Raw genomic sequence first — 12589 nt, 5'->3', positions numbered from 1 at the left:
GATTTATTTTAAATAAGGTGTATTAACTTTTAGTAATATAGTCTTTCCCGATTTTGGAAAAAAACCATGAAATAATGATCCCGAAAAGGGAAGCGGTACCTGCGACGATAAGATAATTTTTTCCAACGATCTTCACAGGGAACGGAAGGATTTCATTGGCTCTGAAAAATTCTGTATACAACTGGAAATAGCAGAGCAGGGTTCCCATGATCAATCCTGAGATCACTCCTGATACTACAATGAGAAGTCCGGTATAGAAATAGGTCATTCTTAAATGGCTGATCGGAAATCCGAGCGAAATCAGAGACCGTGACTGTTCTTTTTTGTCCAGCTGGAGAATAATAATGGCTCCCGCCAGATTGAAGGTTGTAATAAAGATCACAAGGGCAAAGATCAGGTAGATGAACATTTTCTCAGTATTGATCATCTTCCAGAAGGCCGCATTCTCTTCTTCCTTGGTTTTTATCTCGATATTTTTTCCCAGAGAAGTAAGAAGGCTTTGTTTTACGGCATCTGCATTTTCCGGATTTTTTAATTTAATAACGATCTGGTAAGCCGACTTTTTGGGTAGGTTCAGCAGTTCTTCCGTAAGTTCGATAGGAGCAATAATATAACTGTCCAGCTGTTCTTTTCCGGGAAAAACTCCGGTTACGAGAAAATCTCTTTTGTTATAGATGTCCTCTTCTTTGTTAATGATGCCGGTCCCGGGCTTAGGCATGAAGATGGTTGCATAACTGCTGGTAGAATCGATTGGAATCGACAGTCTGTTGTGCAGATTGGTTTCCATCAGTACTTCATTGGAGTATTTGAAACTTGGATAGGTTCCGTAGAAGACGTCTTTATTGATAGGATTTACCTTGATGTAAGCGGAATCTACGCCTCTTAAATAAGCAATATCCCCCTTACCTTTATAGTTGACGTATACTTTCTCCTCAATCACCCGTGAAAAACTGCTGATTGCTTTGTTGTTCTTTAGGATGTCCGTGACTTTGTCAAGGTTTTTCACGGTTTTTCCTGAAACATTTTTCAGTGTCAGGTCTGCATGAAGATTGGAGATCAGGTCGTTGTTCAGGGTTTCAAGCCCTGAGAACACCGATATAATCACGAACATTGCAGTCACAGCAACCATCATGGCACCTACTGAGAGCCACGTAATAAACGTGACAGCGGTGCTGCCTTTTTTAGATAAAAGGTATCTGGATGCTATGTAAAATGCAATATTCTTCAAGATCTTATAAAACCGGATTGTCGCCTTCGCCTCTTAATTCTCTTTCTAATTTTTCAACATCGTCAAGAGCGGTGTCTAAATAAAAATTAAGCTGAGGAATGATACGTACCTGTTTTGCCATTTTCTGGCCCATGAAGTTTCTGTACTGAGCTTTGTTTTCTTCAATCTCTTTCATCACCGCGGAACGGAATTCCTGCGGGAAAATGCTTAAATAAATTTTAGCAATACCCAGATCTGCCGATATTTTTACGTCTGAAACGGATACCAATACACTTTGCTTGCTTTCTGAAGCCTGTTTGCGGAAAAGCTCTGCGAAGTCTTCCTGAATGATCTGTGCTACTTTTCTTTGTCTGTTACTTTCCATAAGTTATGCAAATTTAGTACTTTTGTTTGAATTGATACCTTTGAAATTGAGCTCCGGTATCAAATTTACGATTTAATTATATTTATTAGTATTTATGAAGTTAGAACATATCGGTATTGCCGTAAAATCTTTGGGAGTCTCTGATGACCTTTTTGCCAAATTATTAGGAAAAGAATCCTATAAAAAGGAAAGTGTGGAAAGGGAAGGGGTGGTTACTTCGTTCTATGGAACAGGAGAAAGCAAAATTGAGCTTTTGGAAGCCAGTAATCCTGAAAGTCCGATCTCCAAATTCATCGATAAAAAGGGCGAAGGCATCCATCATCTGGCATTTGGGGTAGAAAATATCCTGGAAGAGATCGAAAGATTAAAAAAAGAAGGATTCCAGTTTATCTCCGAAGAACCGAAAGAAGGTGCTGATAACAAATTAGTTGTCTTCCTGCACCCCAAATCCACGAATGGGGTACTGGTAGAACTTTGTCAAGAAAAGCAATAAAAAGTTTTGTAGTAAAAGAAATTTTGCTATTTTTGCAATCACAAAATTTAACCAAGTTTTGAGGTCCTATAGCTCAGTTGGTTAGAGCACCTGACTCATAATCAGGTGGTCCCTGGTTCGAGCCCAGGTGGGACCACATTTAAAATTAAGCACTTACAGAAATGTAGGTGTTTTTTTGTTTTGTTGCAAAAAAATTGCAAGAACTGATCTTTCCCTTAAAAACTAAATTATTTAAAATTTTTAATTTTAAAAAAAAAAGATCTTATAAAAAAGAACAGGTTTCCAGAGAGTCAGATTGTATTTCCATTTTACTTTTTCTTTTTTGTCTTTCAGTGTTATTCGATGGCGTATAAATTTGTTTAAGTTGATATTGAAGACCGAAATTTTTCAAATACTCAATATTGGCGATGTAAGTAAAATTTCATACTTATCTGATATGCTTGAATTAAAATAACAATATCAAAGAAAGCTCACTATCCATAGTAAGTAAATTTACTAATTTTCATAAAATATATGTGATTATATTATTTAACGATTATCTATAGAATTTTACAGAATAAAATTGAATTTTTCAAATTTCAAATTAGTTTGTATATTTGGGGATTAGTCATAACAATGTGAAATGAAGAGTTATCATTTATATTATTTTGGTGATGCGTAAAACAAAAGAAGAGTATCATCAGCTTACTAATTTATATATTAAACAAAAGTGGTTAATTGCTAAAAAAGAAGAACTAAAAGAGTTAATTGATTTTTGTGAAGACGCTGAAAGTAAAGGTTTAGTATTTTCTTTATTAGAAAGATTTGCTTATCTAGATAATGAGACCCTTAATTTTTTATTGAATGAATTATCTGATTATATCATTAATGAAACTGGTTTTACAGAATCTACAACTCAATTGTTGTCATTAACTTATGATGATGAAGCTGATAGTAGTCAAAAAATTTTAGATAATATAAAGCATCCAATTTATAAAAAAGGATGGAGGCAAATAAAAACTGTTAATATGTTCGGCAAAAGTATCTCTAATTATAACAAAGGTAAAAGGGAGATTATTATTGTAGATGAATTTATTGGTAGTGGAAGAACATTAAGAGGTAGGATTGATTATTTAAAAAAGAACATCCCTGGAGAATTTAAGTTAAAATGTTGCTTCATAGCAGGTATTAAGAATGCAATTGACAATTTGACTGCGGAGGGGATTGAAATTTTTTGTCCACTTCAATTAGATAAAGGAATTTCAGAATATTTTGAAGGTGATAAACTAATTGAAGCTGAAGATTTAATGTTGAAATTAGAATTAAAATTAGCTCAATATATTAACGGAAAAGATTTATTCAAGTATTCTTTTGGCTATGGATCTGCTGAAGCATTATATACAATGGAAGGATGCAATGGAAATACACCCAATTCAGTTTTTCCTATTTTTTGGTGGTTGAAAGACAAATTGAATATTGAAAGAAATACAGTATTAACAAGATTCGAAATTGGATTTTAAATGAAAATATTTGAAAGAAAAATGTTGGCTGATTTATATAATAGTGTGAACGGATTATTTGCTTTTACATTTTACTCAAGATATGATATTGAACCTGAAGATATGTTTTTTTTTATTGAAAAGTATTCGTCAAATGGTGTTTTAGAATATGAAAGTGATAAATTAAATTTAACAAAAGAAGGAAGAGAAATTATCTTGAGACAGCTTTTTCATAGAGCTGAAAGGGGAAACAAGTTTTTAAAAATACCCCCAGAATTTATTGTTAAAAAGATAAATGTAAATGAGCCATATTTGCCTAATATTCGATCTGTTTCGCTTGAAATATTAAAGAATTAAAGGGTGGTTGAAAAAACTAGCATTAAGGAAGTGTAGTCGCTTCCGAAGGTTAAGGTGAATTTTAACCTGTGTCATAATAAAATCAAAAATTTTATTATAACAGCTCACTAAGCAGAGCTTAGATTCGCTCACACACAAATAAGTTTTGTGGAGCGAGCACCACAAAACTTATTTGTGTGTGAATGCTTACGAAAAGAAAGTAGTTTTCCACCCTTTTTTTAAATATGACAAAAAAAGAAATATTAAGAGAATGGCGTCTCTATTTCGAAAATAGACAGGTCAGAAAAGATATTTACGAAAAGTATATAGTATATATAGGAGTTTTATTAGAAAATAATGTTCCTATAATTTTTAATTTTGATCATTTATGCTTATTACTTGGCAGAAGTAATGAATATTTATCATCAGTCATTAATTGTTCTTCCAACCATTTTCGTGATTTTGAAATTAAGAAAAGGAGTGGTGGACACAGAGCCATAACTGCTCCTTATCCTGCTCTTATGGAAATGCAATATTGGATTTATAATAATATTCTGAAAGCAATTCCGATCAATTCATCTGCACATGGTTTTACACATAAAAAATCTATTATAACGAACTCAAATATTCATAAAGGACAGAAAGAGTTATTGAAATTAGACTTAAAAAACTTTTTTCCTTCAATTAGTATTAATAGAATTATTTATATTTTCAAGCAACTAGGTTATCCTAACAATATAGCATTTTATCTATCTTCGATTTGTTGCTATGATAATTTTCTTCCTCAAGGTGCTCCTACGAGTCCTATTCTTAGTAATATAGTTTCTCGAAAATTAGATAAAAGGTTAATTACACTTGCAAAAAAGTTCGCTTTGAAATATACAAGATATGCTGATGATCTAACATTTTCAGGAGATATTATACCTGCAAAGTTTATTGACTATGTTACAGCTATTGTTTGTGATGAGGGATTTGAAGTGAACATAAATAAAACTAGATTATACAAAAGTAAAGGAAAGAGAATTGTAACAGGGATTTCAGTAAGTGGTGATGTAATAAAAGTTCCTAGAGACTATAAAAGAAAATTAAAATTAGAGCTTCATTTTATAAAAAAATATGGGCTAGAATCTCATATAGCAAAAAAGAAAATAAGGAAATATAATTACTTATTTTCTCTTGTGGGAAAAGTAAACTTTTGGTTATCAGTTGAACCAAAAAATCAAGAGGCGCTAGATTATCAGATACTTTTAAATGAGTATGTGAAAAAAATTCAACAACCTCTCGATATCACTTTATAATAGTTGTATTAAGTTTTTAAATGGGATAATTCATGTTTTAACATATTTTCGTAAGTTTTGGAGACACTACCAATTCACTTTTGGTAAGCAATTCCTGTCGCATATTATTTATTTATAATATAATAGTATTAAATAGATTTTATGTGCAAACTATTTTTTTTACTGCTTGATTTGAAAAAGCCACCACAGTTTAATAACTCAGAGCATTTTGAACATTCGTCTATGTATATGTTTTTCCAATCCGATATAGATTTTCTAGAAAACGGCCATAAATCTTTAGGTAACAGACATAAAGGAATATTATAAATTGACACAGCTATACCAAAATCGTGTAAATAATATACTGTATCTTTCAATATTTCTTGATAATCATAAGGATCAATCCAAAGTTTATCGATATTGTGCGGTGTATAACCTTCGATTTCCAATCCCATTAGAGCTACATGTTCCACAAAGGGCATATTCTTATAAATAAATTCAGCTAATTTTAATAATCTTGGTATTGTGATTTTATGTAGAACGATTCTGATTTCAATCCTTATATTAAAGCGAGCTAAGTTATATATACCAATAACAGTTTGGTGGAAAGCTTCTTTAGCTTGTACAATATAATCATGAATTTCAGGGATGTCAGAATAAAGAGGGATACATAAAATTAAATTATCATTACCAACTTCCACTAACTTATCTGTAATGTTTTGCCAAGCAAAAGATCTACCATTAGTTAAGCATTGAATATGAGCTTGGGGTAAATTATCTTTGATTAAATGTAACAAAGAAAAAAAATAATTACCTAAAAGCGTTGGTTCTCCCCCTGTTATTCCTAACTGTGTACAATCTTTTGGAATAATAGGAATTAATTTAGAATTTACTTCATAGAAATATTTTGAATCATCTCTATTTTTTGGAGGTTGGGAACACATCAAGCAGTTGCTGTTACATCGTTCTGTAAGAAATAAAAAATTATGCGGAGAATTTGTTCTGTATAAAGTGTTTATTACTCCATCACTATTCAATAAAACAATATCATTTTCTTCAAGATGTTGAAGACTTTTAACAGAATGGATAATTGGCGTAAAAAAATTACCATTATTCTTGCACTTAGTAATAATACCAAGAGGGTTGATTGAGTCTAAAAGGTTTTTGTCGATCAAGTTTTCTTGAAGAAGAATTGTCGAATTATCAATTGAAAAATTAGACTTACTTATCCTTCCTACGATAATATTATTAAAGTTTTCAGCTTTTCCTTTGGTTTTTAGTATCATAAAGTATATCCTGTTATCCAACTTTTAAAAATTCTCTCATTATTTTTATCTTCTATCATTAATTCAAATAAATGACGAATAATCTCTTTGTTCTTTTTACAAAAAATATTTGTAGGTCTAAATCCATACATATCTCCCTGAGTAGCATGATTAAGAACAGGATCTGCTCCACAATATGTCTGAAATGCACAATCACTACAACCAGCAAGAGATTCATTAGTAAAAACGTCAGATATTGCTAAAGCAGTGTCTCCATAAAATATTTCATTGTAACTGTTAATACCTAATTTTCCTAATTTAAATGTAAAATCATTATTCTCGGCTAACATACGAGCTTCATCAGTTGCATATATATTTCCATCATAGTTGAATACAATGACACTATTTATCAAACCAGCAGGTGATTGTAAGTCAACATATCCAATAGGAAATGGCATGAAAATTTTCTTCAAAATTATTGAAGCATAATCTTCAACAATACTGTGTCCTTTCTTATTCAAATCCAATATATATGCTAGGCCTTTTTTGTAAAATTCCAAAAATTCCTCGACGAAATAATGATTTTTCTTAGGATTATATTTTGCAAATCCATAAGGACTGATTGGACGTAAAAATATATTTCCAAACCCTTGTTTTAAATACTCATCAATTATTTCTTCTGGATGTTGTAATGAAAACGTAGATGTTGTCATTAAAGCTGAAACCCTGTCGTGTCCCAGTTTGTTTCTGCACTTATTAATGCCATCAATAGTAATTTCGTAACTGTTATTGCCAGGACGTCGTCTGTTTTTATTATGAATAAAATCCGGACCATCTAAAGAGGTTGAGACTAATATGTTATTTTCATCTATAAAATCTAAAATTTCATCATTTATAGGAGCAAGATTGGTACAGATAACGAACGAAATATTTTTGTTAAATACTTGCGCAGCTGTAATTGCTCTATTTACAGCATATTGAATTTTGTCAAACGCCAATAACGCTTCTCCTCCTTGGAATTCCATGGTAATTTCTGGATTTGGAGACTGCATCATAATTTTAATTCCCTCATCAATATCTGAAAATGACATATCAAAAGCATCGCGATTTTCAGTAACCCGTGAGACCTGACAATAATGACAACTATGCTCACATCTAAGCGTGATTACAAAAATATGTAAAGAGGTAAAAGTATCGAGGAAAGACTTTTTCGTTCGATACCTAGCTTCTAAAATAGGTAATAGATCTGGAACTTGATTTTCAGAAATTATAAAATTAGATATTAGATCATAATATAATTCGGAATTATCATACTTTGAAAAAGTTTTACTTACGATTTTATTTACCGTACCTACGGGAGCTATAACAAAATCACCAATATCATTGGCTAGAAGTTCATGATCTTGATTAATCCTCAAAAAACGAAAAGGAAGTAAAAAATATTTATTACTATTGGAATAATAGTTCTCATCTTTAAACTTTCTTGATAACTTTTCAGGTGTATTCATTGTGGTTAAAAGGATTTAGGATCAAATCCAATAGGATCGCTTACATCAGTGGAAATGGTATATTCTTCCTCATAATTTGATAAAGCTTTTGCTATTATTAATTCCTTTATATTTTGAGTTTCGTAATTAATAATTTCTCTTAATTTAAAATCAGCCAAATCATTTTTTATCCTACAAATTAATTCTTCCTCATCAAATTTCATTAAGGTTTTATTGATTAAAGTAATTTGATAAAAACTTTCTGAAGGATTTATATCAAATTCATAATCGTTTAAATACCAATAAAAGCATTTATATACAACAGTTTCACTATATAGGTTTTTATCTATTATAAAACTCAATTTTGCATCATTATATTTTATGTTTCTCATAGTTTAATGTTAATGATTTCTATGGTTTTGGAGCCAACTCTCCCATCTGGTTTCAATTCGTTGTTTTGTTGGAAATTGATGACTGCTTTTTCGGTTTTATCTCCAAAATAACCAGAAACAATTATATCATAACCAAGTTTTTTTAATTTTTTTTGTAACTCTTCAACATCACTTCCTTCAAGACCTTTGAAAAGAATTCTACTTCCCAAATAATATATATCTAATGTTGGATAACTATTATTATAAGTGGAACTTAAATCTGGGCTGTATATACCGTTACTTGAAGAGTGTTTTTTTTTGTTTTTAGCGCTATTCTTTGTTTTAGTAGTACTTTTCTTTGTATTAGTTGAATAACTATTATCAAAACCATAAAAAGTACTTGGTAGAGATGATTTTTTTGGAGCTGGTGGAGTGTAGGATGGTGTATATGATGGTGTGTTATTATAAGAGCCACTTCCGTAACTTGATGAACCGCTTCCATAGCTTGAAGATCCTCTACTGTAGGAAGATGAATAATGTGATGAATGAGAAGAGTGGGACCTATGTGATGAATGAGATCTATGGGAAGTATGCATCATCGCCTTATGTTCACCATTAGGACTAAAGTTTAACTTTAAGATTAATTTCGGTCTTAATATTTTTTTATTTTCTTCAATATCTTTTTTTGAATTGTTTACTTCAAAGATTTTTACATCTTTGGCATCTACATGAGAAACGCTTGCTATTGAACTTATAAGTACGGCTAAGGTTCTTTCTTTTAAAGCTTGTAGTCGATTAATTAATTTCATGTATTAGTTCTATTAAACTCAAATATACAGAATATTACTTTATTTGATTCTAATCAAGAAACGATTAAAAAAACTAAAGGGAAAATATGATTATTAATTTTGTTGATTTTTGATCCACAAATTTAAATTTGTTTAGGAGTTTGCAACCACTCACAACTATATTCTTAAAGTTCAATTCTTATCAGTTCGCAATCTATTGAAAATAAAAATCCACGAAAGAATTTCCTGGAATATATATGTGTTTGTACGAGCGGGATGCTCGTGCAGAAAGAAAGACAAAATCTTACTGCGATCTGTCTGGTTTTGTTGGATCAATTGTTTCATCTGGCGGCAGAGGGCCAGTTGTTCCGTCAACTGATTTTGGCGTTGATGAAGGATTTCCTACAGTGTTCATATTTTTAGTAACCTCTTTATCTTTTGCTGTTTCTTTAGAATTGGATATAATATGAATCTTTGGTTTTCTCGAATCTAACTTACAAATCTCCATAACCAAACCAAAACCGTACTCCTCCCGTGAATCCCATACTGCATCTGAGCCTGCTTGTAGGTTAAATCAACTTCTTCAACCTAATAGATAACACTCAATTTAAAAGCCATTATGTAGTCACTTTGCGTTTGCTTTTCTCTGTTTATTTCTTATTTTTTCATAAATAAGTCGGTTTTATGTCAACTTATTTTTGGGATGAGACACTCCCTCAAAAAATAAAAGCGGAAGAAATTCCGCTTTTATTTTTTGATGATCGTTTTAGAATAGATCATTCAACTTACTTATAAGCCTTTCCTCTGCAATACCAATCATGCCTGATAATAGTATCTTTTTTATGAACAGCAAGTTCCAGATTTCCCTTTCTCTTAATTATTGTATCTCCGACTTCAACTTCATTCAAATCGTCAATCCAATTATTATGCACCATAATATTTGATTTTTTGTTGGTTATGGGAACAGAACCTCTCACTTTTATCCATGTGTTATCTATACTTGCTTCTTCAACTATCAAATTATAATCTTCGGGATAGTATGCTTTTTTCACATTATTACAATCAGGTTCTCCACAAGAAGATACCAAAATCATAAAACTACAAAAAATAAATATTTTCATAATTTAATCTAATTGAGGCCCAAGGTAATTTCTTTTTGCTAAACCTCCCTATTTTTCACACCCATTAAAAATATGAAATTTAGTTTCTAAACATAAAAAAAATCATAACATCACATTTTCAATACCTTCAAAACATCAACTCTTCATATTCAATTTTTCCTCCTGAAGATCCAGCAGGCGAAGATGTTTTCTGATGATTTCTTCGTCCAGCAAAAGTTCTTCGCGGTTTTTATGGATAAGCCAGGTTCTTTGGGTTTCGAGAATGTCGATGTAGATATTTCGGTATTCAACGTAATTAATAATGATTTCGGAACTGCTCAACTGGTTTTCATATTGCTGTAACTGATCTTTCAACGCGGGGAAGCTTTCTATTTTGTGAGCATAGCTGCTGCGGATTTTATCAATGGCTACCTGAGCGAGATTGTTCTGGATTTCGTAATCGATTTCCTTTTCGCTTTTCACAAAGTCCCGGTCTATGGGTGGGAATTTTTTCAATAAAAAGGGGAGGGTAAGCCCCTGAACAAGCAGTGTTAAAAGAATCACGACAAAGGTGATGAACAGGATCAGATTTCTTTGCGGGAAAGGGGTTCCATCATCTAAAGTCAGGGGAATGGAAAGGGCTGCAGCTAAAGAGACTACACCTCTCATTCCGGTCCAGCCAATGATCATAGGCGTTTTCCAGCCGGGAGACTGTGCATCGGCAACAGTGATGAAGTTTCTCATAATAAGAGTGGTAATCACCGCGGCATAGCCTGCGAAAATTCTAACCACAACCAGAACTGCGGTCACCGCAACTCCATAACCGATGGCCGTATAAATATCGGTGTCCCCTAAACCGGAAACGATCTCGGGCAAATCTAAACCAATGAGCATGAAAACAATGCCATTCAGTAAAAAACAAAAACTTTCCCAAACGGTTACGGTACGTATTCTGGAAGCACTGCTCAAAAAATCGTGACTGCGGTAGGAGAGAAATAAACCGCCGCTTACCACCGCCAAAACTCCGGAAGCGTGAAGCTGTTCTGCCGCCAGATACATCGAAAAGGGAGCAATAAAAGTGAGCAGAATATCGGTGTTTGAATCGGTGGGTAAAATCTTGTGCATTTTCAGAAAAATATAGGCAATGGCAAGTCCGATTCCTACACCGCCAATGCACATCCACACAAAACTTCCGGCTGCTTCATGCCATACAAACTGTCCGGTTGCTGCAGCAATCATGGCAAACCGGAAAATGATTAACGAAGAAGCGTCATTCAGCAGACTTTCTCCTTCGAGAATGGACGCCAGTCTTTTCGGAACTTTTACAAATTTTAAAATCGCTCCGGCACTTACCGCATCGGGTGGAGAAACAATACCACCCAATAAAAACCCCAGCGCTAAGGAAAATCCAGGGATAAAATAATTGGCGAAAACGGCAACGGATAAGGCGGTAAAAAACACAACGACGAAGGCAAAACTGAAAATAATTCTGCGCCACCGCCACAGTTCTTTCCACGAGGTTGACCAGGCGGCTTCATATAATAAAGGGGGTAGAAAAATGATGAATATTAATTCGGGTTCTATTTTTATGGTGGGTACTCCGGGAATAAAACTTATTAAAAGTCCCGCCAACACAAGCAAAACAGGATAGGCCACCTGAATTTTTTTCGCCAGCATAATAAGCATGGTAATGAGCAGAACCAGGAAAAGATAAAATTCGAAATTTTCTAACATGTGTCTATTTTAGATATAAATATATATTAAATTTTTAAAATAGGGAGAACCTGCCTGAAATTTAACAGACTCTGAATGTTGGAGATATGCCTATGACAGATTCCATTGGACGGGCTGTGTTGTCTATTACATTCACTCTTCTCAAAAGGTATTAAATCTTGTAGTTGTAATGGGTTGAATGAAAAATAAGTTCTGCTGCTAATTATTCCCGTAGATGTTTTTGAGCACAAAAAAATCCAGGAAAGAATTTCCTGGAATAGGTATATCTGCATAGACTCGAGTAGAGCTCTCGTGCAGGAAAGAATAGGTATCTTACTTGGGTCTGTCTGGTTTTGTAGGATCAATGGTTTCGTCTGGCGGCTGATGACCTGTTGTTCCGTCAACTGATTTTTGTGTTGATGAAGGAGTTCCTAAAGGGTTGATGTTTTTAGCAACTTCGTTCTCTTTTGCGGTTTCTCTTTTTGAGATGGCTGTTTCTTTGTTTTGGAAGTCATTGACTTCATCATTTTCTCCAGCGCACGAAACGGCACTTACGATGAGTAATGATGCTAAAGCTAATTTCAATGTTTTGTTTTTCATTTATATACAAGTTTTAATGATCGTAAAGTTAATGAAAATAGGTATCTCTCTTTGCTGTGAGTATTGAATTGATGAAAAAAAGAATAAAG

13 protein-coding genes and 1 tRNA gene are annotated in these 12589 nt (G+C 32.9%); 5 read left to right on the top strand and 9 right to left on the bottom strand.

What is annotated here, in order from left to right; translation table 11 throughout:
* Nucleotides 1-22: 22 nt before the first annotated feature.
* Both IW16_RS08920 and rbfA read right to left on the bottom strand, forming a co-directional pair.
* Nucleotides 23-1228: an ABC transporter permease gene (locus IW16_RS08920; RefSeq protein ID WP_034742344.1), complete on the bottom strand. Its 1206-nt coding sequence runs from the start codon at nt 1226-1228 to the stop codon at nt 23-25.
* Nucleotides 1229-1232: 4 nt separating this feature from the next.
* The gene (gene rbfA, locus IW16_RS08915; protein ID WP_034742341.1) at nt 1233-1592 is read right to left on the bottom strand and encodes a 30S ribosome-binding factor RbfA; all 360 of its coding nucleotides are present in this window, start codon (nt 1590-1592) and stop codon (nt 1233-1235) included.
* A gap of 94 nt (nt 1593-1686) precedes the next feature.
* On the opposite strand from rbfA, the gene mce reads away from it, so the two are divergent.
* The 5 genes from mce (at nt 1687) to IW16_RS08885 (ending at nt 5197) form a co-directional block, all read left to right on the top strand.
* Nucleotides 1687-2085, top strand: coding sequence for a methylmalonyl-CoA epimerase (mce, locus tag IW16_RS08910; RefSeq protein ID WP_034742337.1), 399 nt, complete (start codon nt 1687-1689; stop codon nt 2083-2085).
* Between the two features lie 62 nt (nt 2086-2147).
* Nucleotides 2148-2221: transfer RNA gene (locus IW16_RS08905), tRNA-Ile, on the top strand.
* 517 nt (nt 2222-2738) lie between these two features.
* Nucleotides 2739-3584 carry a phosphoribosyltransferase-like protein gene (locus IW16_RS08895; protein ID WP_034742332.1) on the top strand — a complete coding sequence of 282 codons (846 nt, stop codon included), beginning with the start codon at nt 2739-2741 and terminating at the stop codon, nt 3582-3584.
* Complete coding sequence (locus IW16_RS08890) at nt 3585-3920, top strand: hypothetical protein (protein ID WP_034742329.1); 336 nt, start codon at nt 3585-3587, stop codon at nt 3918-3920. It begins immediately after the preceding gene.
* 224 nt (nt 3921-4144) lie between these two features.
* Nucleotides 4145-5197, top strand: a complete 1053-nt coding sequence (locus IW16_RS08885; RefSeq protein ID WP_034742326.1) for a reverse transcriptase family protein — start codon at nt 4145-4147, stop codon at nt 5195-5197.
* Nucleotides 5198-5325: 128 nt separating this feature from the next.
* Here the strand turns inward: IW16_RS08885 and hxsC are convergent, their stop codons facing one another.
* The 7 genes from hxsC to IW16_RS08840 all read right to left on the bottom strand — a co-directional run bounded on the left by hxsC (nt 5326) and on the right by IW16_RS08840 (nt 12500).
* Nucleotides 5326-6462, bottom strand: coding sequence for a His-Xaa-Ser system radical SAM maturase HxsC (hxsC, locus tag IW16_RS08880; RefSeq protein ID WP_034742324.1), 1137 nt, complete (start codon nt 6460-6462; stop codon nt 5326-5328).
* Nucleotides 6459-7949, bottom strand: a complete 1491-nt coding sequence (gene hxsB, locus IW16_RS08875) for a His-Xaa-Ser system radical SAM maturase HxsB (RefSeq protein WP_034742321.1) — start codon at nt 7947-7949, stop codon at nt 6459-6461. Before hxsB ends, hxsC begins: the two co-directional genes overlap by 4 nt.
* A gap of 5 nt (nt 7950-7954) precedes the next feature.
* Complete coding sequence (hxsD, locus tag IW16_RS25650; RefSeq protein ID WP_051890029.1) at nt 7955-8320, bottom strand: His-Xaa-Ser system protein HxsD; 366 nt, start codon at nt 8318-8320, stop codon at nt 7955-7957.
* Complete coding sequence (locus IW16_RS26835; RefSeq protein ID WP_051890027.1) at nt 8317-9108, bottom strand: peptidoglycan-binding domain-containing protein; 792 nt, start codon at nt 9106-9108, stop codon at nt 8317-8319. The genes hxsD and IW16_RS26835 overlap by 4 nt, the downstream gene beginning before the upstream one ends.
* Before the next feature lie 764 nt (nt 9109-9872).
* Nucleotides 9873-10208 carry a hypothetical protein gene (locus tag IW16_RS08850; protein ID WP_034742315.1) on the bottom strand — a complete coding sequence of 112 codons (336 nt, stop codon included), beginning with the start codon at nt 10206-10208 and terminating at the stop codon, nt 9873-9875.
* A 135-nt stretch (nt 10209-10343) separates the two neighbouring features.
* On the bottom strand, nt 10344-11921 hold the full coding sequence (locus tag IW16_RS08845) for a Na+/H+ antiporter (protein WP_034742312.1): 1578 nt from the start codon (nt 11919-11921) through the stop codon (nt 10344-10346).
* A gap of 312 nt (nt 11922-12233) precedes the next feature.
* Nucleotides 12234-12500: a hypothetical protein gene (locus IW16_RS08840; RefSeq protein ID WP_034742309.1), complete on the bottom strand. Its 267-nt coding sequence runs from the start codon at nt 12498-12500 to the stop codon at nt 12234-12236.
* Between the last annotated feature and the right edge of the window lie 89 nt (nt 12501-12589).

The organism is Chryseobacterium vrystaatense (genome assembly GCF_000737765.1).
Lineage (GTDB): Bacteria > Bacteroidota > Bacteroidia > Flavobacteriales > Weeksellaceae > Chryseobacterium > Chryseobacterium vrystaatense.
Note: the sequence above shows the minus strand (reverse complement) of the source record. Positions and strands in the feature narration are given on the sequence as shown.